At 56.2% G+C, this 26177-nt stretch carries 28 protein-coding genes; 17 read left to right on the top strand and 11 right to left on the bottom strand.

All coding sequences use genetic code 11. The annotated features are described in order from the left end of the window. Position 1: 1 nt before the first annotated feature. The 4 genes from JMF85_RS00975 to JMF85_RS00960 form a co-directional block, all read right to left on the bottom strand. The gene (locus tag JMF85_RS00975) at positions 2-1081 is read right to left on the bottom strand and encodes an ABC transporter permease (RefSeq protein ID WP_141335974.1); all 1080 of its coding nucleotides are present in this window, start codon (positions 1079-1081) and stop codon (positions 2-4) included. Further along, a complete protein-coding gene (locus JMF85_RS00970) occupies positions 1074-2639 on the bottom strand; it encodes an ABC transporter ATP-binding protein (protein WP_201317600.1) in 1566 nt (521 codons plus the stop codon). Before JMF85_RS00970 ends, JMF85_RS00975 begins: the two co-directional genes overlap by 8 nt. After that, on the bottom strand, positions 2636-3691 hold the full coding sequence (locus JMF85_RS00965; RefSeq protein WP_127608557.1) for a BMP family lipoprotein: 1056 nt from the start codon (positions 3689-3691) through the stop codon (positions 2636-2638). Before JMF85_RS00965 ends, JMF85_RS00970 begins: the two co-directional genes overlap by 4 nt. A 425-nt stretch (positions 3692-4116) precedes the next feature. After that, positions 4117-4602: a Dps family protein gene (locus JMF85_RS00960; RefSeq protein ID WP_201317599.1), complete on the bottom strand. Its 486-nt coding sequence runs from the start codon at positions 4600-4602 to the stop codon at positions 4117-4119. Positions 4603-4833: 231 nt separating this feature from the next. Here JMF85_RS00960 and JMF85_RS00955 point away from each other — a divergent pair, with 231 nt between their 5' ends. From JMF85_RS00955 to JMF85_RS00935, 5 genes are all read left to right on the top strand, one after another. Continuing rightward, a complete protein-coding gene (locus tag JMF85_RS00955) occupies positions 4834-5331 on the top strand; it encodes a DUF948 domain-containing protein (protein ID WP_201317598.1) in 498 nt (165 codons plus the stop codon). 114 nt (positions 5332-5445) lie between these two features. Continuing rightward, positions 5446-5805 carry an STAS domain-containing protein gene (locus JMF85_RS00950; protein WP_127608554.1) on the top strand — a complete coding sequence of 120 codons (360 nt, stop codon included), beginning with the start codon at positions 5446-5448 and terminating at the stop codon, positions 5803-5805. 20 nt (positions 5806-5825) lie between these two features. Continuing rightward, positions 5826-6275 carry an anti-sigma B factor RsbW gene (gene rsbW, locus JMF85_RS00945; protein WP_054795882.1) on the top strand — a complete coding sequence of 150 codons (450 nt, stop codon included), beginning with the start codon at positions 5826-5828 and terminating at the stop codon, positions 6273-6275. Then, positions 6272-7081, top strand: coding sequence for a sigma-70 family RNA polymerase sigma factor (locus JMF85_RS00940; RefSeq protein WP_127608553.1), 810 nt, complete (start codon positions 6272-6274; stop codon positions 7079-7081). The genes rsbW and JMF85_RS00940 overlap by 4 nt, the downstream gene beginning before the upstream one ends. A 117-nt stretch (positions 7082-7198) precedes the next feature. After that, positions 7199-7519: a hypothetical protein gene (locus JMF85_RS00935; protein WP_127608552.1), complete on the top strand. Its 321-nt coding sequence runs from the start codon at positions 7199-7201 to the stop codon at positions 7517-7519. A 530-nt stretch (positions 7520-8049) separates the two neighbouring features. On the opposite strand, the gene JMF85_RS00930 is transcribed toward JMF85_RS00935, so the two are convergent. Both JMF85_RS00930 and JMF85_RS00925 read right to left on the bottom strand, forming a co-directional pair. Beyond that, positions 8050-8526: a YtxH domain-containing protein gene (locus JMF85_RS00930; protein ID WP_201317597.1), complete on the bottom strand. Its 477-nt coding sequence runs from the start codon at positions 8524-8526 to the stop codon at positions 8050-8052. 88 nt (positions 8527-8614) lie between these two features. Beyond that, a complete protein-coding gene (locus JMF85_RS00925) occupies positions 8615-8875 on the bottom strand; it encodes a GlsB/YeaQ/YmgE family stress response membrane protein (RefSeq protein ID WP_127608550.1) in 261 nt (86 codons plus the stop codon). Positions 8876-9088: 213 nt separating this feature from the next. Here JMF85_RS00925 and JMF85_RS00920 point away from each other — a divergent pair, with 213 nt between their 5' ends. Then, the gene (locus tag JMF85_RS00920; RefSeq protein WP_201317596.1) at positions 9089-9637 is read left to right on the top strand and encodes an RNA polymerase sigma factor; all 549 of its coding nucleotides are present in this window, start codon (positions 9089-9091) and stop codon (positions 9635-9637) included. Next, positions 9634-11205 carry an extracellular solute-binding protein gene (locus tag JMF85_RS00915; protein ID WP_201317595.1) on the top strand — a complete coding sequence of 524 codons (1572 nt, stop codon included), beginning with the start codon at positions 9634-9636 and terminating at the stop codon, positions 11203-11205. Before JMF85_RS00920 ends, JMF85_RS00915 begins: the two co-directional genes overlap by 4 nt. Positions 11206-11261: 56 nt before the next feature. On the opposite strand, the gene JMF85_RS00910 is transcribed toward JMF85_RS00915, so the two are convergent. Beyond that, positions 11262-12200, bottom strand: a complete 939-nt coding sequence (locus tag JMF85_RS00910) for a helix-turn-helix domain-containing protein (protein WP_054795941.1) — start codon at positions 12198-12200, stop codon at positions 11262-11264. A 216-nt stretch (positions 12201-12416) separates the two neighbouring features. Here JMF85_RS00910 and JMF85_RS00905 point away from each other — a divergent pair, with 216 nt between their 5' ends. From JMF85_RS00905 to JMF85_RS00890, 4 genes are all read left to right on the top strand, one after another. After that, positions 12417-13148: a ThuA domain-containing protein gene (locus tag JMF85_RS00905; protein WP_054795887.1), complete on the top strand. Its 732-nt coding sequence runs from the start codon at positions 12417-12419 to the stop codon at positions 13146-13148. Positions 13149-13349: 201 nt separating this feature from the next. Next, positions 13350-14591 carry a sensor histidine kinase gene (locus JMF85_RS00900; RefSeq protein WP_201317594.1) on the top strand — a complete coding sequence of 414 codons (1242 nt, stop codon included), beginning with the start codon at positions 13350-13352 and terminating at the stop codon, positions 14589-14591. 239 nt (positions 14592-14830) lie between these two features. Next, positions 14831-15886 (top strand): type I glyceraldehyde-3-phosphate dehydrogenase, encoded by a 1056-nt coding sequence (gene gap, locus JMF85_RS00895; protein WP_127608546.1) that lies wholly within the window; start codon positions 14831-14833, stop codon positions 15884-15886. Further along, positions 15865-16125, top strand: a complete 261-nt coding sequence (locus JMF85_RS00890) for a GapA-binding peptide SR1P (protein WP_201317593.1) — start codon at positions 15865-15867, stop codon at positions 16123-16125. Before gap ends, JMF85_RS00890 begins: the two co-directional genes overlap by 22 nt. Positions 16126-16368: 243 nt before the next feature. Here the strand turns inward: JMF85_RS00890 and namA are convergent, their stop codons facing one another. The 4 genes from namA to JMF85_RS00870 all read right to left on the bottom strand — a co-directional run bounded on the left by namA (position 16369) and on the right by JMF85_RS00870 (position 20654). Further along, complete coding sequence (gene namA / locus JMF85_RS00885; protein WP_201317592.1) at positions 16369-17376, bottom strand: NADPH dehydrogenase NamA; 1008 nt, start codon at positions 17374-17376, stop codon at positions 16369-16371. Between the two features lie 260 nt (positions 17377-17636). Beyond that, positions 17637-19187 carry an MDR family MFS transporter gene (locus JMF85_RS00880; RefSeq protein WP_201317591.1) on the bottom strand — a complete coding sequence of 517 codons (1551 nt, stop codon included), beginning with the start codon at positions 19185-19187 and terminating at the stop codon, positions 17637-17639. 6 nt (positions 19188-19193) lie between these two features. Beyond that, positions 19194-19823: a TetR/AcrR family transcriptional regulator gene (locus tag JMF85_RS00875; RefSeq protein WP_127608543.1), complete on the bottom strand. Its 630-nt coding sequence runs from the start codon at positions 19821-19823 to the stop codon at positions 19194-19196. A gap of 285 nt (positions 19824-20108) precedes the next feature. Next, entirely contained in the window at positions 20109-20654 is a 546-nt protein-coding gene (locus JMF85_RS00870; protein ID WP_155615493.1) for a hypothetical protein, read from the bottom strand. 300 nt (positions 20655-20954) lie between these two features. On the opposite strand from JMF85_RS00870, the gene JMF85_RS00865 reads away from it, so the two are divergent. From JMF85_RS00865 to JMF85_RS00840, 6 genes are all read left to right on the top strand, one after another. Beyond that, the gene (locus JMF85_RS00865; protein ID WP_010494821.1) at positions 20955-21245 is read left to right on the top strand and encodes a YerC/YecD family TrpR-related protein; all 291 of its coding nucleotides are present in this window, start codon (positions 20955-20957) and stop codon (positions 21243-21245) included. Between the two features lie 162 nt (positions 21246-21407). Beyond that, positions 21408-22190 carry a sirohydrochlorin chelatase gene (locus JMF85_RS00860; RefSeq protein ID WP_236595694.1) on the top strand — a complete coding sequence of 261 codons (783 nt, stop codon included), beginning with the start codon at positions 21408-21410 and terminating at the stop codon, positions 22188-22190. A gap of 18 nt (positions 22191-22208) precedes the next feature. After that, entirely contained in the window at positions 22209-23204 is a 996-nt protein-coding gene (locus tag JMF85_RS00855) for a diacylglycerol kinase (protein WP_054795897.1), read from the top strand. Beyond that, positions 23185-24720: a 23S rRNA (uracil(1939)-C(5))-methyltransferase RlmD gene (gene rlmD, locus JMF85_RS00850; protein ID WP_201317590.1), complete on the top strand. Its 1536-nt coding sequence runs from the start codon at positions 23185-23187 to the stop codon at positions 24718-24720. The genes JMF85_RS00855 and rlmD overlap by 20 nt, the downstream gene beginning before the upstream one ends. Positions 24721-25036: 316 nt before the next feature. Further along, entirely contained in the window at positions 25037-25864 is an 828-nt protein-coding gene (locus JMF85_RS00845) for a ParA family protein (RefSeq protein WP_127609407.1), read from the top strand. Next, a partial coding sequence (locus JMF85_RS00840) for a ParB N-terminal domain-containing protein (RefSeq protein ID WP_483874214.1) occupies positions 25812-26177 on the top strand: 366 nt, incomplete at its 3' end. The genes JMF85_RS00845 and JMF85_RS00840, both read left to right, overlap by 53 nt.

The raw sequence follows: 26177 nt of genomic DNA, 5'->3' as shown, positions 1-26177 counted from the left end.
GTCAAGTCACCTCCCCGCGGGCTTTACGCCTAGCTGTAATCGGACGCAGCACGAAGCGAACGATGCCGTGCGAAGCGACGAAGAAAATGACGAGACCGATAATGACCCGGATAATTTCCGGGGGCACGTCGGCGCCGAAGCTCATGCCCGCCGATCCGTACGTTAACGAGCCGAATAAAGTGGCCGCCAGCACGACGCCGAGCGGATGGTTGCCGCCGAGCAAGGCGACGGCGACGCCGTCGAAGCCGTAGCCCGAAGAGCCGGCCGCGATCGTCTGGTAGTGGAATACGCCAAGCACTTCGAACACGCCTGCAAGACCTGCGAACACGCCGCCGACGAACATCGCTTTCACCACGTTGCGGTTGACGCTCATCCCGGCATATTCGGCCGCGCTAGGACTGTGCCCGACGGCGCGAAGCTCGTAGCCTTGGCGCGTTTTCCACAGCAGCACGTAGAAGATAACCGCACCGATGATCGCAATCAGCGTGCCCCAGTGCAGACGTGCGTTACCGAAAGCCTCGCTCAGGGCCGGAAGGCTGATCATGGCCGACTCGTGAATTTTGTAGGAGCGCTGTTGGCCGGGCTGAAGCAGGAATTCTCTGACGATATAGTTGGACAAGAACAGCGCGATCCAGTTCAGCATGATGGTCGTGATGACCTCATTCACGCCGCGTTTCGCCTTCAAATAACCGGCGATCGCTCCCCACAAGCCCGCGAGCACGGCCCCCACGATAATGGCAAGCGGCGCATGAATCCAGAACGGAAGCTGCAGCTTGATGCCGATAAAGGTGGCGCCCGTCATGCCGATGATGTACTGGCCTTCGGCGCCGATGTTGAACAAGCCTGTGCGGAACGCGAAGGCGACCGACAGCCCCGTCAAGATCAGAGGCGTAATTTCACGAATCGTTTCGCCGATGCTGTATGGATCGCCGACGACCTTCTCAACCAAGGACGCGTAAGCCAAGAGCGGGTTGTAACCGCCGATCAGCATGATGATCGCACCGACGAGAAGGCCGAGCACGATGGCCGCGAGCGGAACAAGCGCCGAGTCTTTAATAAATAGGCGGGACCACTTAGACATGCGTGTCACCTCCGGATTCTGGCTCGCTGCCGGTTTTGCCGGTTTGGCCGGAGCCTGCCATCATCAGCCCGAGCTCGCGGTCGCTTGTGCGGGCAGGATCGGCTTCCCCGATAATTTTCCCGCCGCAGATGACGACGATCCGGTCGGACAATTGCAAAATTTCATCGAGCTCATGGGATAACAGCAGCACCGCTTTCCCTTTATCCCGCTGCTCGATCAGGCGTTTATGAATAAACTCGATGGCGCCGACATCGAGGCCGCGGGTCGGCTGGGCGGCGATCAGCAACTCGGGGTTTTGGTCGATTTCGCGAGCGATAATTGCCTTTTGCTGGTTGCCGCCGGACAAGGAACGGGCCTCGCTATCGAGCCCGGACATGCGTACGTCGAATTCCTCCGTGAGCCGTTTCGCCTGCTTCTCGATAGCCGCGTAGTCCAGGAAGCCGTTCTTGTTGTAGGCGGACGTATAGTACGTTTTCAGCACCATATTTTCGCTCATTGTAAAATCAAGCACGAGTCCGTGCTTATGACGGTCTTCCGGAATGTGTCCGAGGCCGCTTTCGGAGATGGTCCTCGGCGGTCGGTTCGTAATGTCCCGCCCGGCCAGCGAGATGCGGCCGCTGTCGATGCGGCGCAGCCCGGCGACGGCTTCGACCAGCTCGCTCTGCCCGTTGCCGTCGACGCCGGCAATGCCGAGGATTTCGCCGCTGCGCACGGCCAGCGACACCTCATCCAATACGCGGGCGCCGCTGGCCGCATGGGCGACGATCTTATCTACGGTCAGCACCGGCTGACCCGGACTCGCGGGCTTCTTATCCCGCTTGAACGAGACTTGCCGACCGACCATCTTGGCGGCCAGCTCATCCGGATTCGTCTCGCTGACGTTCAGCGAATCGATGACTTTCCCCCTGCGAATGACCGTGACCCGGTCGGCGATGGCCATAATTTCTTTCAGCTTATGCGTAATCAAAATAATCGACTTGCCTTCGGCGACGAGCTTGCGCATAATTTCGATCAATTCCTGAATTTCCTGCGGGGTCAGCACCGCCGTCGGCTCGTCAAAGATCAGAATGTCGGCGCCGCGATACAGCGTCTTCAAAATTTCCACACGCTGCTGCATACCGACCGAGATGTCTTGAATTTTGGCTTTAGGGTCTACGCGAAGTCCGTAACGGTCGGACAGCTCGGCCACCTGCTGTTCCGCCTTCCGGTAATGGATGGACAACCGCTGCTTCGGCTCCAGACCGAGAATGATATTCTCCGTCACGGTAAACGGTTGCACGAGCTTAAAGTGCTGATGAACCATACCGAGCCCGAGACGGATTGCCGTCTTCGGGCCCTGGATAGCGGTCGGTTTGCCGCCAATGAGGATTTCGCCCTCATCCGGCTGGTATAAACCGAACAAAATATTCATCAGCGTAGATTTGCCCGCGCCGTTCTCACCGAGAAGGGCGAGAATCTCGCCCTCCTTCAGCGTCAGGTTGATGCCGTCATTGGCAACAAGTCCCGGAAACCGTTTCGTGATGCCGCGCATCTCTACTTTGGTCGCTCCGCTGCTCATTTATCCGGAACCTGAATATCGCCTTTGACGATTTTGTCTTTGTACTCGTCTACTTTCTTCAGCACATCTTCAGGGACGTTCTTTTTGGACGTTTCCGGGAGGCCCACACCGTTGTCCTTCAGACCGAGTACGATCGTTTTGCCGCCTTCGAATTTTCCGTTAATCAGGTCATTGGAGATATTATAAACCGCCGTATCGACCCGTTTCATCATGGACGTCAACGTCACATCGTCGCCGAACGTAAGCGATTGGTCTTTATCTACGCCGATTACCCACACCTTTTTACCGTTCTTCACACGGTCTTTCGCCTCGTTGAACACGCCGTCGCCGGTTGCCCCGGCCGCATGGAAGACGATGTCCGCGCCGTCGTTGTAAATGGTAGAGGCAGCCGCCTTACCCAGGTCGGGCTTGTCGAATGCGCCTGTGTAGTTGATCGTTACTTTAGCGTTCGGATTTACCGCTTTAACGCCGGCTACAAACCCGGCCTCGAAACGTTTAATGACGGGAATGTCCATCCCGCCGACAAAGCCGATTTTGTTCGACTTCGTCATCAAGCCTGCCACAACGCCTGTCAAATAAGAGCCTTCATGCTCGGCGAACGTAACGGAAACGACATTAGGCGCTTCAACTACGTTATCAATGATAGCCAGCTTTGCTTCCGGGTTTTGCTGAGCAACGGTTTTCAGCGAATCGCCGATAATAAAACCGATCCCCCAAGTCAGGTTATAGTTGTTTTTCACCAGTTGGTTCAGGTTCGGCACAAATTCGGAGTCGTTTTTACTTTGCAAATATTTAACGTTGACTCCCGTTTCTTTGTTCAGCTTCTGAAGAGCTTCCCATGCGCTTTGGTTAAACGAGTTGTCGTTTACGCCGCCAACGTCGGTCACCATCCCGATGTTCAGTTTGGAACCGGGTTTCTCCGCGCCCGCTGTCGTTCCTCCGGTCGTGGTTCCTCCGGTTTCGGTTTGTGCAGGATTTTTACTGCCGCAGCCTGTCATGGCAAGGACAAACGTCAACAAGACGATCAAACTAAGTGAAAGCCGCTTCTTCATTCTGATAGACCCCTCCTTCAAATGGTGGACCTTGCCTTTCCATAAGGCTAGTATAACCATCCCGGCTTTCCTTATCACAAATAATGCCAGCTTCCCTTTAACGGTTTGCGGCCCGTGTTCGGCGGGGAAGATGTTTTGTAACGGCAGCCGGTTTCGGTGCGGTCGGTAACGCAAGCAGGTTGGCGTCATTTACTAAAAAAACCCAGGAAAACCGGACTTGCTCTTATCGGTTTCCTGGGTTCGTATAGCGTGCTGATGCTGATCTGACTGCGTTCCTTGCGGAAATTCTAACACAAAAACTGACCATCGGCAATATAAAATCTGTAATTTTTACCCAAATTCGATCAGTTATCGCCTGCATTGGAAAACAGACTGACCAGGGGGTAAACCCTTTCGACAGTCCGCCATTGTGGCGGTTGCCGATCTTACTTTATATAGGCGTCCAGCATCCACACATGCTTCTCCAATGTCGTACGAATGCCGATCAGCATATCGTGCGTGCCGTCGTCCTTCTGCTTCTCGGCGACCTCCATCGCTTGTCCGATCTCATCGATCAGCTGCTTGAAGTCGTCGCGTACGCTCTTCACCATCTCATCCGCCGATTTCAGAGGCGCGTGTTCTTTCACTGTCGCCGCTGCGGAGATTTCCTTGGTCGTGGATACCGGAGATCCCTGCAGAGCAAGAATGCGTTCCGCCAGTTCGTCCATCGTCTGGCCGGCTTCATTATAGAGTTCTTCGAATTTGGCATGCAAATCGAAAAAGTGAGGTCCTTTCACGAACCAATGATGTTGATGCAGCTTTATGTGTAAGACGGCCCAATTCGCAACCTGTTGATTCAGTAAAGCCAGCAGGCCGTTACCCGTTGTCCCTGTGGTTTCCTTAACGGTTTCCTTTTCCATTACTTTAGCCATTGTCTATTACCTCCCGAATTCTTGTTATTTAGGGTTGGACAGCCCGCGCGGTTTGAGGCTCACCCGAACTGTCCGGGAATAACAGGTCGTCGCTTGTCCGCCTGCTTGTCTTTCCTTACCCATAGGATAGCCGATTGAAACAAATTTGATCCTGATCCAACTGTGCGTTTCAAGCTTGTCCCGAGCGGTTAAAAAATACCCAATCGAACCATGAGTATGGAGGGATGCAGGATGATTATTGAAATTAGTGTGGCCGTCGTGGCCATCGCATTCGCGGCTTTAGTCGTATTTCTTATTCAAACGCTGCGCTCGGTGTCGGACCTGCTCGGTCAGACGAACATGGTTATTCGTGAAATGCAGGAGCAAATGAACGGCATCAGCACGGAAGCGGTTGAGCTGCTGCGGCACACGAACGAAGTATCGGTGGACGTTCGCAACAAGCTGCACTCGATCGATTCGGTCGTGGATTCGGTCAAAAATATCGGCGACGCCGTCCAGGAAGTTACTTCTTCGGTCAAGCAAGCGTCCACCGCGGTGGCGGGAACGATTCGGAACAGCGTACCGAAAGATCCGAAGACGGCAGGGGAAACGGCTCAACATGTGCTGCAGACGGTGCCGATAGTGATCGAGCTGTGGCAGAAGTGGCGCGAAAGGAAGAAAGCGGAAAAATCCGCCCGACCTGACGAAACACATCGGACAGCCGTCTCCGCCGCGGTCCCCAACCGATAAAGTTTGTGGAGTCGGTGTTTCAAAAGGAAGGTTTCCGGTTAATTAGTTTCTAGCAGCCGATACGGCTTGCTTGCAGAAGCTTCAAGACAAGCAGCGGCCAAGGAGGATTTTCATATGGATAAACCGAACAGCTTTCTAGTCCAAACGAAAAAAACGGAACTGGAGAACATTGTATATCTTCAAGGCGAACTCGATCTGTCCAAGGTGTCGGAACTGCGCTGCGTGCTGGATCCGCTTGTAGCGGACACCGGGCGTGGCCTCGTCTTGAACTTAAGGCAGCTTCAATATATTGACAGCACGGGGATCGGTGTGATTGTATCGGTATTAAAAGCAAGGGACGTCTTGAAGGCTTCTTTTACAGTACAAGAGATTCCGCTGAAAATCAGGAGACTCTTCGATCTGACGGGCATTACTTCGTTTCTGCAACCGAAGTCGCCGGCAGATTCGTCTGAGGCCCGCATCATTAACGGATAAGAAAGGATCGAAGAGAGCTTATGAATTCCGAAACTCACGCCGTGTGTCTAACTGTCCCTGCCGAGCCGGAGTACATCGACTTGGTCCGTCTGACGCTTTACGGCATCAGCTCCAAGCTCGGTTTCTCGTATGAAGAAATTGAAGATATGAAAGTGGCGGTCGCCGAGGCTTGCAATAATGCGGTGGTGCACGCCTACGAACCGGGTCGGCCCGGGAAGATGAACGTGCGCTTCGAGCGGCTGAACGACGGGCTGCGCATTACGGTGAAGGATGAAGGACCGAGCTTCGATTACGAGGCGAAAGCGCAGCGCGCCGAATCGCTGCATGAGAAGACGCTCCATGAAATCAATGTCGGCGGGCTCGGTATATATTTGATGCAGGCGCTCATGGACGATGTTGAGGTGCGTACAGGCGCAGGCACGGAAGTGACTTTGACCAAACGCCTCATCCGAAGCGAGGAAATGGTATGAAAATCAATTCGGAACGAACGGTGCCCGGAACCACGGATGAAACTCCTTCCATCGCGAATGAGGCATTAATCGTTCGATATCAGGAGACGGGCTGTAATGAAACGGCAACGGTGCTGCTGCGTCAGTACGAGCCGATGGTGAAGATGGCTGCGGGTAAAATGTCGCGTAACCGTCCGGACCTGTTCGAGGACTTGTACCAAGTCGGGCAAATGTCGGTGCTTCGGTTGTTGAAGCAATTCGACTTGACGCTTGGCGTGCAGTTCGAAGCTTATATGATGAAAAGCGTGATCGGGCATATGAAAAATTACTTGCGCGATAAATCCTGGTATGTTCAGGTGCCCAGGCGGATTAAGGAAAAGGGGAATCAAATCCAGCAGGTGGTCGATCAGCTGACCGTTCGTTTGGAACGTTCCCCGAACGTGGAGGAGATCGCCGAAGCGATGGACTTGTCCGTCGAGGCGACGATCGAGATTTTGGCGGGACGCGATTATTACCATTACGTTTCGCTGGATACACCGCTGTCATCGGACGATAACGGATCGACGATCGGCGATGTGATCGGCTGTCCCAGCGATGCGTATCAGAGGGTGGAGAATCGGCTTACGCTGCAGGATGCGCTTGTACATTTGAAGCCGGAAGAGCAGAAGGTGCTTCATCTCGCTTATACCGAAGGGCAGTCGCAGCGGCGAATCGCCGAACAGCTCGGCGTCTCGCAAATGAGTGTGTCGCGTATACAAAAGCGTGCGCTCGATAAGTTGAAGGCTTACTTTCAAGAAACCGGCGGCAATCGCGACGTCGGATCGTAAACGCGTCCCGGGTGGGGCGCGTTTTTGCGTGAAGCGAGAGAAGGGGCATGTTTCAGCGCGGCAAAGAGCGGGTAATGGTAGACAAGCACCCAAACTTACGAGAAGGCGGTGGTTATCATGGCAGTTAAACATCGTATAAAGTGTGACGGCAGTGAAGTCATGGTCCGGGAAGAGGAAGGTTCGTACATTTTGTCGATTCAGGCTTCCAGCAACCCGCTTGGCTTCGGCAGCCTATTGGAAGCGTTCCCGAATCAGGATGAAGCCGTTCGTGCGGCGGAGAAGTTCTGCATGCTGCTGGCGGTGGCCAAGGAGCGCGGCTACTACTTGGAGAACGGTTATTTCGTCAAGCCGGAGAAGGAGCGCATTCCCGTAAACGTATGCTTGCAGCAGGATGAGCTGACCGAGGAGAGCTGGATCATCCGGTTGGAGCGGGTATAGAGCGGACAAAGCGCAGACGGCATGCGCAGCGCGGAAGGCCGTGCATAAGCAGGTGACGCCGGGGACAAGCTGTTCCCGGCTTTTTGGTGTTCCGCTAATCTTCTAATCCTCTAATCTTCAATGAGTTAATGGCCGCTCGTCTTCCGACGGGGGAAGATCACACCGCTTTTGGTCAGGGAATGGTGATGGCGCTGCCCGCCGTCGATCCTGAGCGAGCTATCGTTGAACCCGAGTCGTAAAGATGCCCTTGCGTACATGGTGCAGTATGTATCCCTACGTCGCTCTTTCTTAGTCGTGCGCAGTATGGGGAAGAGAGCCTTAAAGAAGCGCTCAGGCTAGAGGTAAAGCAGTATGTGACCCTGGAGCCGGAATGGATACCTTTGCCTTTCAGAAACCCGGAGTTGGTAAGGTGCGATCAACGTGAATATCAAGCATATGAATATGTGTGCCTTGTGGATGGACGGGTAACATAAAACGAGCCTAAACCGCAACAACGGTTTAGGCTGGATGGGGGCCCCGCAGGGCTTGGATTAATGCGACGATTTGTCGGCCAGTCGATGCGCCGTAGAGGAGGCGCCGTCGACTAGGCGCTGCGACGAATCGCCTGCGGAATCCATCGTTCGATGAGTGAAGTCGGACGCTTGTCCGAGCTTCTTCTCCGCTGCGGATGAGGCGCGGTCAACGGCCGTATGGGCGGCGCTTTCCGCGCGATCGGTCGCAGCATGGGCTTTATCTGCCATGTCGTCGGTAACCGTGTGCGCTTTGTCCGCAAGCATGCCGCTTTGCTCTTTCACGAGCTGAGCCGTTTCCACAGCTTTCGCTTTACACGTTCCCACCAGGTCTGCGCCTTTAGCCTGAAGCGTCTGCAAACGATCCTTCAGATCGCCGCGCAGCTCGCGTCCGGATTTCGGCGCCGTTAACAACGCAATCGCTGCGCCGGCCAGACCGGCCATTACCGTTCCTATCAGCATGCCGCTTCGTCTTGTCTCCGTGTTCACCGTACTCATATCTCCTCACTCCTTCTCTTTGTCATCCACACGATCTCCGGTGTGAATCAATCCTACAGGTTACGGGGCTACAGGGTTTGTACAACCGTTACGCCGTGCGTTTGCCGAAGCCTCTTGCAAGCAGCCCGAGCAAGAACACGAACAATGCAGAGCCGATGATGGCAGGCAAAACGGCGAATCCGCCGATAACCGGCCCCCACGAACCGAGCAGCAGGGCACCGAGCCAAGCGCCTACGAATCCGGCGATCATCGAACCAAGCATACCTCCCGGCATCGCGCCCGGCGCAATCGCCGACCCGATAGATCCAATGACAACAGCCATGATTAACGTTATCAGCAAGCTTAACATGTTCATCACGCTCCCTTTGAGGTTGATTACTTGCATGTCTACTTTTACCCGGGTGGCGGGAGGGTGAAACAAAAAGCGGCTGTATTCGGCGTCCGTTCGACAGCTGCTGCAGGTATTTTCGACCGCAATCGGCGCCGGGCGTTTATGATTTTTCAGCGAAAAAGGGAACCTTTCCATCCCTGCATCGTCCAATTGGATGAGAGGTGAACCCGGGTGGCCTTTGAGTATTTGAAATCGCTCGCAGGAGGTATGGATAAGAACGAAATCTTATCCGAGCTGATGCTCACCTATGGCGAGGATGTATGGAACTACGCGTTCTTTCTGACGCGTCAGCCGATGACGGCGGACGACATTACGCAGGATGTATTTATGAAAGTATATGAGCGGCTTTACTCGTTTCGCGGTGAAGCGAGCATCAAGACGTGGCTGCTGACGATTACGCGCAATACGGTGCGCGATCAGTGGCGCTCGGCGTGGTTTCGGCGCGTTGTGCCGTCAGGCGTGCTGAAGCGGGATGAAACCGTCGCCTCGGCCGAATCGCAAGCGTTAAGCGCTCTCGTGGAGGAGGACGTGTGGAAGCTTGTGCTGGAGCTGCCGACGAAGCTGCGCGAGGTGCTGCTGCTGCATGCGCATCATCAGCTGTCGTATGTCGAAATCGCGGAGCTGCTGGGCATTTCCGTCGGGACGATGAAGTCGCGACTGTCGCGGGCAAGAGCGAAAATATCACAGCAATTGGAAACCGAAGGGAGGGATACCCTGTGACAAAAAACGAGCGTAACGAACCCGAAGCGTGGGAACAGCAGTTAAGACGGCTGCCGTTGTCTCAGGGCGGGTTTTCGAAGGAACTGGCCGAACGGGTGCAGGCGCGGGTACGGATGGTGCCGCCGGTTAGAGGGCGGAGCCGCAAATGGCTATGGTTGCCTGCTGCCGCCTTGCTGGGAGCGGTTGTATTCGGTGTGGCCGAAGCCGATCGGCTGAAATCGGCGTTCACTCCGTTGGTGACCCAGCCGAAAGACCCGGCGCTGCAGCCGCTAGACCCGAATACAGCATTGACGTTGAAGGTGGCTTATTTCAGCGAAGAGGCGTTTATGTCGCAATACGGGGCTGTTTTTCAGAAGAAGTTTCCGAATGTGAAGGTGGAGATTATTCCGTACGGCGACGTCTCTCCGGTCAGCAGCGTGATGAGGTCGAATCCATCGACATGGCCGGTTGAGGAACTGCCCGATGTGATGGGGGTGAACGGTGCGGAGTTTGCGACCCTTGTGCGTCAAGGCAAGCTGTACGCACTCGATGAGGTTGTGAAAAAGGACGGATTTCCGCTAAAGACAGCCCATCCGGGCCTGATCGAGGCGCTGCGCAAGCAAGGCGACGGCAAGCTGTACGGCCTTGCCCCGAGCTTCGACCAGCTTGCGGTTTATTACAATAAAGCGCTGTTCGATCGTTATGGAGTGGCCTATCCGGAAGACGGGATGTCTTGGGAGGAGCTGCTCGGCATAGCTGCCGCCATCGGCGAAGGAGGCGGCAGGCGGGAAGGCGTGTACGGTTTGGCGACGGGGAACGGGTCGTGGCCGACCAGTATGATCATGCAGGTGGCGAATGCGGCGGGAATTTCCATCATTGATCCGAAGACCAGGCAGGTGGCGATCGATACGCCGCAGTGGCGGATGGTGTGGGCGACCGTGCTTGAGGCGCTGCGCGAAGGGGCCGTATACGAAGCGCCTCAATCGGCATCCGGCGGCAACCGTGCGGAGACGGGAGGGACCCCGGACCCGTTCCTGACGGGGAAAGCGGCGATGACGCTGCAGCGGTACAGCTATATCCAAACGCTGAAGGCCTCGAAGAATGCCCCGGAATGGGACGTGGCGAGCGAGCCTGTTCATCCGGATCGCCCTTCGGAATCGATGACCTTCTCGCTGGGGGGCATATTCGCGGTCAGCGCCAACTCCCCGAACCGCCGGGCCGCCTGGGAGCTGATCAAGCTGATTCAGCAAGAAGAGCCGAGACGACTGGAGGTTGATCGTTATCCGGCGAGTCCGGCGATGCCGGTGGCAAGCGTCCCCGGCAAGCATACGGAGGCGTTCCTGAAGGTGCGGCCCTCGGATCTATTATTCGACGGATCGTCATCGCTTGGCCGCACCATCAGCGGGGAGGTGTTCAAGAAGCTGCAAACGAAGTCAGCCGAGGTGCTTCAAGGGCGCAAGACGCTTGAACAGGCGCTGCGCGAGCTGCAGGCTGAGACGGAGAAGCTGTGGAACCCGGAGGAAAGCGAGAGACCGGGGCTGGTGCCTCTGCCGAAGGGGAATACGGGGCATGGAAAAAACAGGCAATAGCGCTCTGTAATTCCGCTATCTGAGCCCATACCGCGCCCATGCGGCGCAGTGTGGGCTCAGTCAGCCCCGGCTGCCGCTTCGCGGGAAGCCGGACCGCCGCCGCTCTGCATGCGCTGTTTGAACGTCTTCGGCGAGCACGCGTTGTGGCGCTTGAACAGCTTGTAAAACTGCGCCATGTTCGGAATGCCGACTCGCTCGCCGACCTCGGTGACGCTGAGGTCCTGCGTCAGGAGCAGACGCTCGGCGGTTTTAACGCGCTTGTAGTTCACGTAGTCGATGAACGACAGGCCGATCACCTTTTTGAACAGCTTGATGAAGTAGTGGTAGCTCAAGTGCAGCACGGCACATACGTCCTCCACCGCGATCTTCTCGCTCAGGTGGCGGTCGACATAATCCAACGCCGGGCGCAAGCGCAGCAGGTCAGCGTCCTGCACGCCGCCCAGCACGCCCCGCTCGTCCGAGCGGATCAACAGCAGCAGCAGCTGCTTGATGGCCGAGCTGACGGCGAGTTCGTATCCGCGCGTGCGCTGCAGCGCCTCCGTATAGATGTTCATAACCAGCGCGTGAGCCTGCGCCCGGGCAGCGGCATTTTCGGCGAAGATGTAGTTCAGTTTACTCAAAGGCTCTGTCAGCTCGGAGAACGAGCTTAAATAAGGCAGCGTGCTCTGGTCAAAATGCTGCGTCAAATCCACCTGAAACACGACATATTTTAATTCCCCGACGGCTGCCTTATGGGTGCGGTGCAATTGCGAGGAACCCAGCACCATCACATCGCCGGGGCCAAGCGCAACATAGTCATGCTTCGTCTGCACGCCGAGCATGCCGTCCACGATCGCCAGAAACTCGACCTCTTTATGATAATGCCACAGACACGGATCGGGAGAGCCGCTCGTACCATCTTCGCTCTTATCGGAGCGGATTTCCCATATTTTCAGAAAAAGCAGCGGATTTTGATACACGACATCCTCGATCATGACATCGGACTGCACCGGCATTAAAGGTTTCACAGCGTAACCGACCTCGCTTCCGAAGAACGCTTTTGCATATATACGACCAGCTTTCATCGTAGTCACTTCCCTAACCAGTATATCACGAATCGATAGAGGAGAGCAGTATTGCATATAGATGAAGCAGGATTAAGCATATCTTTTCCCCGTTTGAATCACTATACTGAGAGTAACACGAACACAAGATGTGGAGGGAATGGGACGATGGGTCAAAAATTACGCGTCACCGTTTGGAACGAATTTCGGCATGAGAAAGAAAGTGAACGTATTCGCTCGGTATATCCGCAAGGCATACATACGGCCATTGGCGAAGGACTCGGCGCCGACGTGGAAGTCGCCTACGCCACGCTCGACGATCCGGAGCACGGTCTGTCCGAGGAGCGACTGAACAGCACCGACGTGCTGATCTGGTGGGGACATAAAGCGCATGACCAGGTGCAGGACGCAATTGTTGACCGCGTGCAGCAACGGGTGCTGCAGGGCATGGGCTTGATCGTGCTGCATTCGGGGCATTTCTCGAAGGTGTTCAAGAGGCTCATGGGAACCGGCTGCGATCTGAAGTGGCGCGAAGCGGACGAGAAGGAACGCATCTGGGTCGTAGCGCCTAACCATCCGATCGTCGAAGGAATCGGCGAATACATCGAGCTCCCGGAAGAAGAAATGTACGGCGAGCACTTCGATATCCCTGCTCCGGACGAGCTTGTCATGGTCAGCTGGTTCGAAGGCGGAGAAGTGTTCCGCAGCGGCTGCACGTTCCATCGGGGCCAAGGAAAGATCTTCTATTTCCGTCCCGGTCATGAAGCGTACCCAACCTATTATAATGAGCAAATTCGCCGGGTTATTCGCAACGCCGCTTATTGGGCAGCTCCGACGACTCGCGAGTATCCGACATACGGCAACCATAAACCGCTTGAGACGATTAAAGCGAAAGGCTAGCGTCTAAACCGCGTGCGGCGTTACGCACGAAGCCTGAGCAGGCGAAATCCGGCTCTGATCTGCAGTTGCAGAGAAGATGCCGGATTTTTTTGTAATAATGCCAAAAAAATGCGCGATTAGCAGGAACTATTTTCAGAACGTCGAACTGCTAAGGGTAGAATCCAACTTCCAGATTTCTGCGTGAAGGAGCGCATGTCGTTCATGCTGACCAGCCTGCTGAGCAATCTTTTTTTTATCTTATTTCCGATTTTTTTGTATGATGTATTCTGGGGGGAGCGGCGCAGACATAAATTGCCCAACCTCAGTTATACGCTGATGGGATTGCTTTCAATCGGATTGTGCATGTTGTTCCCGATCGGGCTGACGGCCGGTCATCAGTTTGATTTGCACCTGACACCGTTTATCATCGCCTCGCTGTATGGAGGGCATCGTATATCGGCTTGGCTTGCCGGATTCATGCTGCTGCTTGATATCTTGCTTATTCACGATCCATCGCCGTATACGCTGCTCATCAATGCAGTTACGGCGCTGATCATTCAAATCGGCATCATCCGGTTCCGTACTTATTCTCCAAAAATGAAAATTTCCGTCGTCGTTCTGCTCTCCACGTTGTCCGTCATGGTGTCGCTTTACGGATTTTACATGAACACTCCGGAAGAGGTGCACGATCCCCTGACCGGGTACGTACTGCTTGGTTTATCGATTCAGGCTTTGAGCTCGGGCATGATTGCCGGATTTATCGAGGCGATGCGCAAAAATATGCTTATGCGCAATGAGATGATGCAAATTCAGAGGCTTCAAGTGATCGGCGAGCTTGCCGCGAGTGTTTCTCATGAGGTGCGCAATCCGTTGACGGTGTCCCGCGGTTTCTTGCAGCTGCTGCTGGAGCGCCATAAGGACAACGAGCAGGATGCCCGGTATTTGCGGCTTACGCTTGAAGAGATGGATCGTGCACAGCACATCATAACCGACTATCTCGCCTATGCGAAGCCCGAAGCGGAAATGGTCTCCCGGCTGCGGGTCGCCGACGAGCTTGCTTACGTGATCAGCGTGCTGGAGCCCTACGCGCTGCTCGGCAAGGTTGAAATCAAAGTGTCCGGCGACGGAGAAGGATTCGTGCTGGGCGATAAACATAAGTTCCGCCAATGCCTGATCAATCTGCTCAAGAATGGAATCGAGGCGATGCCGGGTGGCGGAACGCTTGAGGTCAAAGCTGTGTGCGACAGCAAGAAAGCGCGCATCTGCATCATCGATAGCGGAGCCGGGATGTCGACGGAGGAAGTGGAACGGCTGGGCACGCCGTATTATACAACGAAAACCAAGGGAACCGGACTCGGCACGATGGTCGCCTTCAGCGTCGCCAAGGCGATGAACGGCAGAATTGAAGTAAGCAGCACGAAGGGAAAAGGGACGAAGTTTATCATTACGCTTCCGACGTGCTGAGAGTAAGACGTCATATCCTAACAAGAGCTGCCTTCACCTGTTAAGCTTCGGATGCATTCGGGAAATCGACCTTCCCCCGCATCGGAGCTTTTGAAAGGGGAAGGTTTTTTTGTGCACTTTTCTCATTTATGAAGCATCAGAATACAAGAAATGATTTAAATGTTGCATACTATTTAAATATATGTTATACATTAATTATAAATAATACACACGATATCAAGCGCGGGAGGTATACCTCGATGGCAGATCAGGCAGGTTCCATAGGGATAAGCGGGATGGGACGTATCGGCAGGTTGTTGGTGCGGCATGCTTTTGAGTCAGATAAGCGGGGGCTGGGTGTTCGAGCGGTTAATTCGGTGTACCCGGCGGAGACGATCGCGCATTTGTTGAAATACGATACGGTCCACGGCACGTGGAAGGCGGACATCCGCGTCGACGGAGGGGACCTGGTAATTAACGGAGCAAGGATCCGCATCGTGTACGAGCGGGACCCGGTGGCCATTCCGTGGAAGGAGCTTGGCGTCGAGCTGGCTGTCGATGCGACCGGCAAGTTTAATGACCGTGAGGGCGCTTCCAAGCATTTGCAGGCGGGAGCCCGCAAAGTGATCATCACCGCACCGGGCAAAAGAATGGATCTCACCGTCGTCATGGGTGTCAATGACGACCGCTATGTTCCGCAGCAGCATCATTTGATTTCGGCGGCGTCCTGCACAACCAACTGCGTCGCGCCGGTTCTGCATGTCATCGATCAGAGCTTCGGCGTGAAGAGCGCTTGGATGACGACCGTACATGCATTTACCGGCGATCAGAATCATATGGATAATCCGCATAAGGATCTCCGCAGAGCACGAGCGTGCACACAGTCGATCATTCCGACGAGCACCGGCGCAGGGAAGGCGCTGATCGACGTACTGCCGCACTTGGCGCCATATGTAAACGGTATCTCTATACGGGTACCGACGCCGGACGTGTCGCTCGTCGACTTGACCATGCAGTTGAAGCGTCAGGTCGATACGGCGGAGGCCCAGGCTGCGCTGCTTGCCGCTTCGCAAGGGGTGATGGCGCCTTATCTGGGCTACGTTGACGAGCCGCTTGTGTCGGCCGACTATATCGGCTGCGACAAGTCGGCTGTGATCGACGGACCTTCGGTGGCAGCGGCGGGCGATCAGTTGAAGGTGCTGGCTTGGTATGACAACGAGTGGGGCTATGCTAACCGCGTCATGGATTTGGCGCAAACCGTATCGAATTCCATTCCGAGGGAGAGCGATGAAACATGGAAAGAAGCGGTGGTTTGAAGGTAGACGCTGCAGCGAAGGTCAGTGAGGCCGGGCAAGGGCATCTCGGAACGATTCTGTGCAAGCACTGCGGGCAGCTTATCGGCACGCAGGAGACGCGTAAAGTAACTTTCTATTACAGCCAGTGCGACGATCCGTCGTGTTCCGGCAACAACCGGGCTGCCGAGTCAGGTGGGGCAGGCTTGGGCGAAGACGGCGCTCAACCGCTGCATATGCGCACCTACACCGAGCTCTGCTAATAGCCGAAGGCCTGTGTATTCGCCCCTCTCGGGAATAGAGGACGGGATACACAGGCTTTTTCGTATCTCTAGGTCAGCCGGAAACTTCTGGTTGGCCTATTTGTATGCTGGCGGGCAAGGGGATCGGCGAAAGCAGCGAATATGCTAAGTGCCTGAGTTCCGTCCATGATTCGGCGATATCACAAAAAGCCGTCCGGGATGTATCCCGAACGGCTCTCTCTGTCTTCACGCAGGTGCCCGCTCTTACCAGGCGCGTGTATACGACTTGGGCGGCTCCAGCTGTACGCCCAGGCGCTTCGCCGCCGTACGCGGCCAGTACGGGTCGCGCAGCAGCGCGCGACCGAGGAATATCAAGTCCGCGCGGCCGCTCTGCAAAATTTCCTCCGCCTGCTCGGCCTCGGTTATCAAGCCGACCGCGCCGGTCGCAATGCCCGCTTCGCGCCGTAGCTGCTCCGAGAACGGCACCTGGTAGCCGGGGTAGACCTTCGGCGGAACCGGCACGAGAGCGCCGGAGCTGACGTCGATCAAATCGACGCCTTGTTCCTTCAACAGGCGTGCGTACTCGACGTAATCAGAAGGCGTCATGCCTTCCGGATGGTAGTCGCTAGCGGAGATGCGCACGAACAACGGACCGTCCCACTCCGCTTGGACCGCCCGGACAACCTCGCTCAAGAATCGGAAGTTGCGGGCGCGATCGCCGCCATAAGCGTCATCGCGCTTGTTCGTCAGCGGCGACAAGAACTCATTGATCAAATACCCGTGCGCAGCATGGATCTCCACCACGTCGAAGCCGGCTTCCTTCGCCCGGCGGGCGGCGGCGCCAAAGGCAGCGATCGTTTCTTCGATCTGCTCGAGCGTCATAGCTTCCGGCGTCCGGCTCTTCTCGTCGAATGCAATCGCCGACGGAGCCAAGATCGGGCCGTCTACCGTAGCCTTGCGTCCGGCATGAGCGATCTGGATGCCGATATGCGTGCCTTGACCGTGAACGAGCGACGTGAGCTCCCGCAGCCCGGCAACATGCTCATCGCTCCAGATCCCAAGGTCGTTCGCGGAGATGCGCCCTTGCGCCGTGACGGCTGTCGCTTCCACGATGATCAGACCGACCTGCCCGACGGCGCGCGACGGGTAGTGGATTCGATGCCAGTCGTTCACACGGCCCGACTCATCGGCGCATGCATACATGCACATCGGCGACATGACAATCCGGTTTTTCAGCGTAAGGTTCCTAAGGGGGTAAGAAGTAAACAGCATGAATACTCCACATCCTTTATTCTTGGTCTCTTAAAAAAGGTTAGTAATTAACTCGATGTCTCAAACTAACCTAATCATAGCATGTTGATGGGGATTTGTGCAAAATGTACCAGTATTCGCGATTACTCCGCTTTCATCTGCGCACGGGAAGGCCTCGCAATAACTCGCTCACCTGCCTATGGCGTCACCTCACCATCCGCTGACCGGATTGCTCCTATCCATTACGCTGACCGGTCTTGGTGCCGCAACCCGCACAGCCTCTAACCGGCCGAGGGCGCTTCTTGTGTCTGCTTAGCCGCCTGGATCTGCTTGTGCTTCTCCAGATCGAACCGGGCTCCGCCCATGAACAGCGAGACGATCAAGCCGAGCAGCGAGGCCCCGACCAGCAGCCAGAAGCCGACATGAACCGCATCGCCAAGCGCATGCTTCAGCATGGTCATCACCGCCTCCGGCACTTGGCCTTCGGCGTGCAGCAGCACCTGCGGGTTCGTGAACGCCTCCAACTTCTCCGGCGGAATGCCGAGCGTCGCCCCTTCCCGTTCGATCGTCGACGTCATATGCCGGTTCACGATCGCAGCCATAATGGCCGAACCGAACACCCCGCCCACGGAGCGGAAGAAGGTGACCGTCGAAGAAGCGACGCCTTGATAACGGGCAGGGGCATTCGTCATGATCGCCATCTGCGAGATTGGCATCAGGAAGCCGATGCCGATCCCCAGCAGCAGCATGTCGGCGCGCAGCGCCCATTGGTTGACGTCCAGCGGCAGCAGGGTGATGATGTACGCGCCGCTCCCGGCGAGCAGCATCGACAGGAGCGTGCTCATCCGCCAGCTTAAGAACCGCATCAGAAAACCGCTGATCGCCATGCCGATCATGACGGAGAACATCATCGGCGTCAGCGCGTTGCCGGCATCGCCGACGTCGCCGCCAAGACCGCCTTGGATGAAGATCGGCACGTACAGCAGGGAGCCGAACATGATCATGCCTTGCAGGAAGGTTGCGAGGCTTGAGCCGGCGATCGTCCGGTTGCGGAACAGCTCGAACGGGACGATCGGCTCCTCCGCTTTTGTCTCGGTGTACAGGAACAGCGCGAGTCCGCACGCCCCAGCGGCAAGCAGGCCGAGGATCGGCCAGGAGGCCCAGGGGTAGTCGACGCCGCCCATTTTGAGCGCCAGCAGCGTGAGGACCGTCGTGAACACCAGCCACCAGGCGCCGGCATAATCGACCTTCGGCTTGCGGGTTGTGTCCTTCGATTCAACCAGCGCTCCCATTAGAATGAAGAGCGCGATCAGCCCGAGCGGCAGATTAATATAGAAGTTCCAGCGCCAGCTCATCCAGGTGGTAATGAACGCCCCGACGCTCGGCCCGACGATCGAGGACAGCGCGAATACGCCCATGAACATCGCTTGAAACCGTCCGGCGCGCTCCGGCGGCATCAGCGTAAACAGCAGGGTGAACGTGATCGGCATCATGCAGCCGGCTCCCAGCCCTTGAATCCCGCGAAATACGATCAACTGCGTCATGTCCTGCGCCAGCCCGCACAGCGCCGACCCTATAATAAACGTCAGCAGACCGGCGGCATAAAACCGCTTGCGTCCATACATATCCGACAGCTTGCCGACAATCGGCATGATCGCCGTAGAGGTCAGCATATAAACCGTGAAAACCCAAGAAATTTGCTCAAAGCCGCCCAGCTTCTCAACGATTGTCGGCAGCGCCGTCGAAACGATCGTCTGGTCCAGCGAAGAGAGAAACAGGCTTAGCAGCAGGGCGCCCATCACCCAGCTCAATCTTTTATCGTTCATAGCCATTGCACGTCATCCTTTCTTGTTTACGATGCCATCCAACAGAATGTCAATCACGTCGTCCATCATGCGCTCCGCTTGTTCCTCCGGTACTTGACCACTGGACATAGCGTTCATCCCGCCCATCAGACCGCCCCAATATACGGCAGAGATCAGCCTCGGATCGAGCGGCTTCAGCTTCCCTTCCCGGATGCCCTGCTCCAGCACGCGATGGAGAGGTCCGGTCGCATTGTCCACATATTCCTTCAAGACCGCTTCCCCCTTATCGCCGAACACGAACGGGATATCGGCCGGTATGTTGCGGTAGAACTGTACCATGTGCGGCTTCAGCTGACTTGATCTCAGATAAAAGCGGGCGTACGTTCTCAGCTTGGAGATCACCTCTTCGTCGGACAGCAGCGTGCTGCTGATGTACGTTTTCGCCTCTTCGATGAGACGGGTGAACACGAAGCGAAATAAGTCCATCTTGTCTTTGAAATAATAGTACACGAGTCCGCGGGCCATATTGGCGCGCTTGGCGATATCACCCATTTCCGTGCCCCGTACGCCTTTTTCCAAATATACGGCAATCGCCGCATCGATGATTTGCTGGATGCGTTCTTCTCTTATTTTTTCGTTTTGTTCCGACGAGCGCGGGGACATGCTCCGGCACCTCCGAATTCGAATTATTTTTAATTGACATTCATGTCAGTTAAAAATATATCATTGGTTGACACTCGTGTCAATTAAAAAACGGAAAATAGGACCGCCTACCTTTCGGGGCTTGTCCGATCGCTCAGGCCGCCGGCTGCGACAACGCCAAAGGCCGGTCCCCTGCGGCTTCAAGCCTCAGGGGACCGGTCTTCGCGGTTTGCAACGCTAATCGCGCGGGACACACGCTTGCTGGGAAGCGTACGGCAGCGCCGCCGCCGCTCTCGTTCGCGCCGCTTACCGCCGAATCCGCCGATTGCGTCTGGAGCTTCTGCGCCTGCGGCGTCTGCGACGACGGGGCTTCGTCTTCTCGTCGTCTTTGGCTTTGCCCTTGCCGAACGAGCCGAGGAGCACCTTGATCAAGGGCGCGAATTGCTGGAAGCTTTGGACCATCTTCTGCATTTTGCTGAAGGTGTCCACGATCCCCTCGATGCCGCCCAGGCGGTCGAGAATCTTGCTGACCTGCTGCAAGTTAAATCCGCCGCCGCTGCTTGCGCCGCCGGCACTACCGCCGGACCCGCCGCCGAACAGCGTAGTGAGTCCGCCTCCTTCGCCGCCTGTGCCCGTTGTCACGGGAGGCTGCGCGAACATCGTAGACTCTGCAGGCAGCTGGGTACCCGCCATACCGGGGAAATCCGTGTAGGAGCTCGGCCCCGGGTAGACGCCTTGGTTGTAAGACCGCGTCTGCGCATACGGAGGCCGATTCGTTCTTGAAGCTGCCTGGTGCGCAGTAGCTTGCGGATGGATCCCTCGGTTGCCGATTATTTGTTTTGTAGAATTCATCATTTTTCATTCCTTTTATTTAAATTCTCGCAGAAGTGCTGCGGCCTGACTTTCATCCAACATCGGTTTCCTTGTATACTGTATGTGATAGGCGAATGGATGGTATGGGCGCTTGTCACGTTGTTTTAGATTTTGGCCTAGTGAAGCGATTTAGTCCGCTACCGCATAAAAAGAGTAACGTTTTACAAACATAAAGGAAGGATTTAGGGCTCTGGCGTCGAATACTGCTTGTATAGATTGTAAAACGATGCCGATTCGAAGTATGATAGGTAAGATAGTCTATCGAGGGGTTGAACGACCATGCAATTAAAGAAGCTGAATGATAAAGCGATTGACCAGCTGTTTGAAGCGATTTTGACGCTGAAGGATATAGAGGAATGCTATGTGTTCTTCGACGATTTGTGCACGGTGAACGAGATTCAGTCGCTGTCTCAGCGGCTCGAAGTGGCGCGGATGCTGCGGAAGGGCAACACGTACAACCAGATCGAAGCGGAAACCGGCGCCAGCACGGCGACGATCTCGCGGGTGAAGCGCTGCTTGAACTATGGCAACGACGGGTACAAAATGACGCTGGAACGCCTGGGCCGCTAACGGTCCCGGACAAGTCGTTGTCCCGCTCTTGCCAGGCTCTCACCCGGCATGATTAACGCAACATGCGAATCCTTCTCGGCCCGGAGGCTGAGCGGGATTTTTCGTGTTCGAGGGGTTCTTCCAGCGAGCGTCGGATGCGGTTTTGGAGAGGAGGCATACGGTGTGGTAAAATACGGGATATTGGTCATAAGCCACGGTTCCCGAAGCGAGGAATGGGTACGGCTCGTCGATGAAGCAGTCCGTGCGGTGCGCGTGCCGGCGGGGGTCCCGATCTACTCGTCCTACTTGGAGATTGTGGAGGGACGGCTTATTCAGGACGGCATTACGGAGCTGGAGGCGCTTGGCGTTACGGATATGATCGTGATCCCGCTGTTCGTCTCCTCGGGGAGCACGCATATTGACGAGATCACGTATGCCCTGGGTTTGAAAAAGGAGCCGCAGCTCCCGACGGACATGGAACCGTTTGCGATTCGGGCCCGGGTGCACTGCACGCCGCCGATTGACGACGATCCGATTATCGCGGAGATCGTGTACGGCAAGCTGCGGCCGTTGTCGGAGCGCCCGGAACGCGAGATCGTGCTGCTCGTCGGACACGGCAGCGCAGAGAAGGGCTTCCATCTCGCCTGGCGGCGCGGCCTGGAGCGGCTTGCTGCGCGGGTGAAGGCGCTCGGCGGGTTCGCGGAAGCGGACGGGGCGATGCTGCTGCCCGATCAAATTAAGTGGAAGATGAACGATTGGCGCAGGCGCAGGCCCGATTGTCAGGTGCTGGTCGCGCCGCTGTTCCTGAGCGAAGGATATTTTACGGGACAAGTCATTCCCGAGCGATTGGAAGGATACACGTACCGGTACAACGGTCAGGCGCTGCTGCCCCATGCGGGCATTTCGCGCTGGATGGAGCGGCAGATCGCCCGCGTGCTGGACGGGAACGAGATGCATGAATTATGAAGCGAACGGGTGAGAGAGATGACGGAACGGGTCAAACGCGCTAGGTTAATCTATAACCCCTCCTCCGGTCGGGAGGAGATGAAGAGGCGGCTGCCGGACGTGCTGCAGCGCTTGGAGCGCGGCGGTCTGGAGACGAGCACGCACGCCACGATCGGCGAAGGCGATGCGACGCTGGCGGCGGCCGATGCCGTCGCACGCGGTTTTGATATTATCATCGCCGCCGGCGGGGACGGCACGTTGAACGAGGTCATCAACGGGATGGCCGAGAAGGAGAACCGGCCGCCGCTTGGCATTTTGCCGCTGGGGACGACGAACGATTTTGCCCGGGCGCTGAACATTCCCCGCCACTGGGAAGGCGCGGTCGACGTGATCCTGCAGCAGCATACGCGCATCATCGATGTCGGCAAGGTCAACCAGCGTTACTTTATTAACATTGCAGGCGGCGGGTCGATGACCGAGCTGACTTATGAGGTGCCCAGCAAGCTGAAAACGATGATCGGCCAGATGGCCTATTATATGAAGGGCCTCGAGAAACTGCCCCGGCTGCGTCCGATCGAGCTGTACATCCGTACGCCCGAGGTCGAGCTCCACGAGGAAGTCATGCTGTTCCTTATCTCGAACAGCAATTCCGTCGGCGGCTTCGAGCGGCTCGCGCCGGACGCGTCGCTGAGCGACGGTTTGTTCGACGTGCTGATCTTGAAGAAATGCAATCTGGCCGAATTTATCCGCGTCGTGTCCTTGGCGCTGCGCGGCGAACATCTGAGCGATCCGAACATCATTTATTTGCAGACGAATCAAATCCAAGTCACCTCTCCGGACTATGTCCAACTGAACCTGGACGGGGAGTTCGGCGGGACGCTGCCTTGTATGTTCACGAACCTGTCGCAGCACCTGCGCATCTTCGTGGATGAGACGGGCCAGACGACGTATAAGAATACGAACCCGCTGCACCTGAAATTACCTTGGAAAACTAAAGCCGGAGAAGAGAACGAACATGATGAAGAGCAAGAATAACCGCCGCGGCGGTAAGGGTGCGCAGGCAGGCAGCAGAACGGACCGGCGGGAACAACCGTTTTCGAACCGGCAATCGTCCCCAACCCCAGCCGCAGCCGTGCTGCGCGATCTGCCGGTAACGAAGAATGAGGACTATATTGCCGAGATTGTCGGCTTAGGGCATGACGGAGAAGGGGTAGGCCGTGTGAACGGCTTTACCCTTTTTGTTCAAGGCGCGCTGCCGGGCGAGAAGGTGCGGGTCAAGGTAGTTAAGCTGAAGAAGCAGTATGGCTACGCCAAGCTGCTGGACATTCTGGAGCCGAGCGCGGACCGTGTTGACGCGCCGTGCCCGATTTACAAGCAGTGCGGCGGCTGCCAGCTGCAGCACATGAGCTACGAAGCTCAGCTTCGCTGGAAGCGGCAGCTCGTAGCCGATAACCTGGAGCGGATCGGGAAGCTGGCTGTGGCCGGGCCGGGGGACGCTGCGGGCGAAGGCATTCTCGTGCATCCGACCATCGGCATGGACGACCCTTGGCGCTACCGCAACAAGGCGCAGGTGCCGATCGGCCATGGCGGGCCGGACATGGAGGGCGGCCTGATCGCGGGCTTCTATGCGCAGGGCAGCCACCGGATTATCGACATGGAGGCCTGTCTTATCCAGCACGAGCAGAATGACGACGTGGTGCGCGCGGTGAAAAGAGTGGCGGGCGAGCTCGGCATCCGCGCCTATAATGAGGAAACGGGCCGCGGGATGCTGCGGCACGTCGTGGCCCGCTACGGTTTCAACACCGGCGAGATCATGGTCGTGCTGATTACCAACGGCGAGTCGATCCCGCACCGCGACGAGCTGGTGGGGCTCATTCGCGAAGCTGTTCCGGGCGTGACGAGCATCTGCCAGAACGTGAACACGCAGCAGACGAACGTCATCTTCGGCGACCGGACGCTCGTGCTGTGGGGCCGCGACGTGATCTACGACACGATCGGCGACATTCGATTCGCGATCTCCGCGCGATCGTTCTATCAAGTGAACCCGGTACAGACGGAGGTCTTGTACCGGAAGGCTCTGGACTTCGCCGCGCTGACGGGCGAAGAAGTCGTGATCGATGCCTATTGCGGCATCGGCACGATCTCTTTGTTCCTCGCGCAGCGGGCGAGGAACGTGTACGGCGTCGAGATCGTCGGCGAAGCGATCGACGATGCCCGCGCCAATGCGGCGCTGAACGGCATCCGCAACGTTCAGTTCGAGACCGGCGCGGCCGAGGTCGTCATCCCGGCCTGGCGCCAGCAGGGCATCGCGCCCGACGTTATCGTCGTCGACCCGCCGCGCAAGGGCTGCGACGCCGCGCTGCTGGAGACGATCCTCGAGATGCGGCCGGAGCGCGTGGTGTATGTGTCGTGCAATCCTTCGACATTAGCGAGGGATTTGCGCGTGTTGGAGGATGGGGGCTATCGCACAGTGGAGGTACAGCCGGTGGATATGTTTCCGCATACAGTGCATGTGGAGTGCGTAATAGGAATGCAACGAATCAATACGTAGAAATCCTTTATTTTCAACACTTTGCGCGTTTTATGACTTTCACGGCAGACGGCAGCGACTTCAAAAATAAGGTGCTCAAAGACAAAATTGAGGTTTCCGTCGTTTTGGACCTGGATTTGGACGTCGGGTGTGTAGACATGTTGAATTCGATAGAATAAGCCCGCCAGAAATTTGAAAATGAAGCCACTGTGATATAGAAATATTCAAGAGAACGCCATTATTGCGGTGTTCTCTTTTTATAATAGATACTATTCAAAAAGCCGGTTGCACTGTTATTCAGCGCAATCGGCTTTTTGCGTGAAAGGAGAAATGCTGGATGACGAAGGTAATCGCCCTCGCCAATCAGAAAGGCGGCGTGGGCAAAACGACAACGGCAGTTAATCTGGGAATCGGTTTGGCTGCCGATGGGAAAAAGGTTTTGCTGGTCGATGCGGACGCGCAAGGTAACCTGACGGACTCGTTAGGGTTCCATGAACCGGATAGTCTGTCGGTATCGTTAGCCACGTTGCTGGTCAAAACGATGCTGGAGGAATCCTATGAAACACAGGAAGGAATTTTGCATCACAGTGAAGGTGTTGACCTGATGCCGGGCAATATCGAACTGTCCGCTGTCGAGGTATCGCTTGTCAATACGATGAGCAGAGAAACGATCTTGCGTTCGTACATCGATTCGGTTAAAGCTGACTACGATTACGTTCTGATCGATTGTATGCCAAGTTTGGGTATGTTGACCATCAATGCGCTGGCGGCAGCGGACAGCGTCATTATCCCCGTTCAGGCGCATTATTTGCCGGCCAAGGGAATGACGCAACTGTTGCAGACGATTGCCCGCGTACGCAGGCAGATCAATCCGAAGTTGGTTTTGGACGGTGTGCTGCTCACGATGGTGGACAGTCGCACGAATTTCGCTAAAGATATTGCGCTCGTTCTTCGGCGCGATTACGGGGACAAGCTGCGCGTGTTCAACACTGAAATCCCTTTATCCATTCGCGCGGCGGAAACGAGCGCCAAGGGAAAAAGCATTTATGCCCATGACCCGGATGGGAAAGCTGCGGAGGCGTATGCCGCATTTACGAAGGAGGTGCAAGGCATTGGCAACGAGAGACGACAGGCTCGCCAGCATCAAACTGACCACAGTCGCTGATTTGTTCTCCACCGAAGAGAGCCGCGCCGATGAGCAGCGGGAAAAGGTGATGGAAATCCCTTTGTCGGAAATTAGCGATTTTCCCGGTCATCCATTCAAGGTGAAAGCAGATGAAGCGATGCTGGAAATGGCGGACAGCGTGAAGCAATACGGCGTTCTTGTTCCCGGCCTGGTGCGTCCAAAGGCGGACGGCGGCTATGAAATGGTAGCCGGACACCGGCGCAAGAAAGCGAGCGAACTAGCAGGTATGGAAACGATGCCTTGTATCGTTCGTGAACTGGACGACGATCAAGCAACTATCATTATGGTGGAT

This window comes from Paenibacillus sp. EPM92 (assembly GCF_016586185.1).
Lineage (GTDB): Bacteria > Bacillota > Bacilli > Paenibacillales > NBRC-103111 > Paenibacillus_G > Paenibacillus_G validus.
Note: the sequence above shows the minus strand (reverse complement) of the source record. Positions and strands in the feature narration are given on the sequence as shown.

Coding starts and splice junctions, on each gene's coding strand:
- JMF85_RS00925 (WP_127608550.1), bottom strand. CDS start 8,875: ATGTTAAGCTTGCTGATAACGTTAATCATGGCTGTTGTCATTGGATCT.
- namA (WP_201317592.1), bottom strand. CDS start 17,376: ATGCTGTTTACTTCTTACCCCCTTAGGAACCTTACGCTGAAAAACCGG.
- JMF85_RS00930 (WP_201317597.1), bottom strand. CDS start 8,526: ATGAGTACGGTGAACACGGAGACAAGACGAAGCGGCATGCTGATAGGA.
- JMF85_RS00955 (WP_201317598.1), top strand. CDS start 4,834: ATGATTATTGAAATTAGTGTGGCCGTCGTGGCCATCGCATTCGCGGCT.
- JMF85_RS00960 (WP_201317599.1), bottom strand. CDS start 4,602: ATGGCTAAAGTAATGGAAAAGGAAACCGTTAAGGAAACCACAGGGACA.
- JMF85_RS00880 (WP_201317591.1), bottom strand. CDS start 19,187: ATGGCTATGAACGATAAAAGATTGAGCTGGGTGATGGGCGCCCTGCTG.
- JMF85_RS00935 (WP_127608552.1), top strand. CDS start 7,199: ATGGCAGTTAAACATCGTATAAAGTGTGACGGCAGTGAAGTCATGGTC.
- JMF85_RS00940 (WP_127608553.1), top strand. CDS start 6,272: ATGAAAATCAATTCGGAACGAACGGTGCCCGGAACCACGGATGAAACT.
- gap (WP_127608546.1), top strand. CDS start 14,831: ATGGCAGATCAGGCAGGTTCCATAGGGATAAGCGGGATGGGACGTATC.
- JMF85_RS00905 (WP_054795887.1), top strand. CDS start 12,417: ATGGGTCAAAAATTACGCGTCACCGTTTGGAACGAATTTCGGCATGAG.
- JMF85_RS00950 (WP_127608554.1), top strand. CDS start 5,446: ATGGATAAACCGAACAGCTTTCTAGTCCAAACGAAAAAAACGGAACTG.
- JMF85_RS00875 (WP_127608543.1), bottom strand. CDS start 19,823: ATGTCCCCGCGCTCGTCGGAACAAAACGAAAAAATAAGAGAAGAACGC.
- JMF85_RS00975 (WP_141335974.1), bottom strand. CDS start 1,081: ATGTCTAAGTGGTCCCGCCTATTTATTAAAGACTCGGCGCTTGTTCCG.
- JMF85_RS00855 (WP_054795897.1), top strand. CDS start 22,209: ATGACGGAACGGGTCAAACGCGCTAGGTTAATCTATAACCCCTCCTCC.
- JMF85_RS00890 (WP_201317593.1), top strand. CDS start 15,865: ATGGAAAGAAGCGGTGGTTTGAAGGTAGACGCTGCAGCGAAGGTCAGT.
- JMF85_RS00900 (WP_201317594.1), top strand. CDS start 13,350: ATGCTGACCAGCCTGCTGAGCAATCTTTTTTTTATCTTATTTCCGATT.
- JMF85_RS00970 (WP_201317600.1), bottom strand. CDS start 2,639: ATGAGCAGCGGAGCGACCAAAGTAGAGATGCGCGGCATCACGAAACGG.
- JMF85_RS00845 (WP_127609407.1), top strand. CDS start 25,037: ATGACGAAGGTAATCGCCCTCGCCAATCAGAAAGGCGGCGTGGGCAAA.
- rsbW (WP_054795882.1), top strand. CDS start 5,826: ATGAATTCCGAAACTCACGCCGTGTGTCTAACTGTCCCTGCCGAGCCG.
- rlmD (WP_201317590.1), top strand. CDS start 23,185: ATGATGAAGAGCAAGAATAACCGCCGCGGCGGTAAGGGTGCGCAGGCA.
- JMF85_RS00865 (WP_010494821.1), top strand. CDS start 20,955: ATGCAATTAAAGAAGCTGAATGATAAAGCGATTGACCAGCTGTTTGAA.
- JMF85_RS00870 (WP_155615493.1), bottom strand. CDS start 20,654: ATGAATTCTACAAAACAAATAATCGGCAACCGAGGGATCCATCCGCAA.
- JMF85_RS00965 (WP_127608557.1), bottom strand. CDS start 3,691: ATGAAGAAGCGGCTTTCACTTAGTTTGATCGTCTTGTTGACGTTTGTC.
- JMF85_RS00910 (WP_054795941.1), bottom strand. CDS start 12,200: ATGCCGGTGCAGTCCGATGTCATGATCGAGGATGTCGTGTATCAAAAT.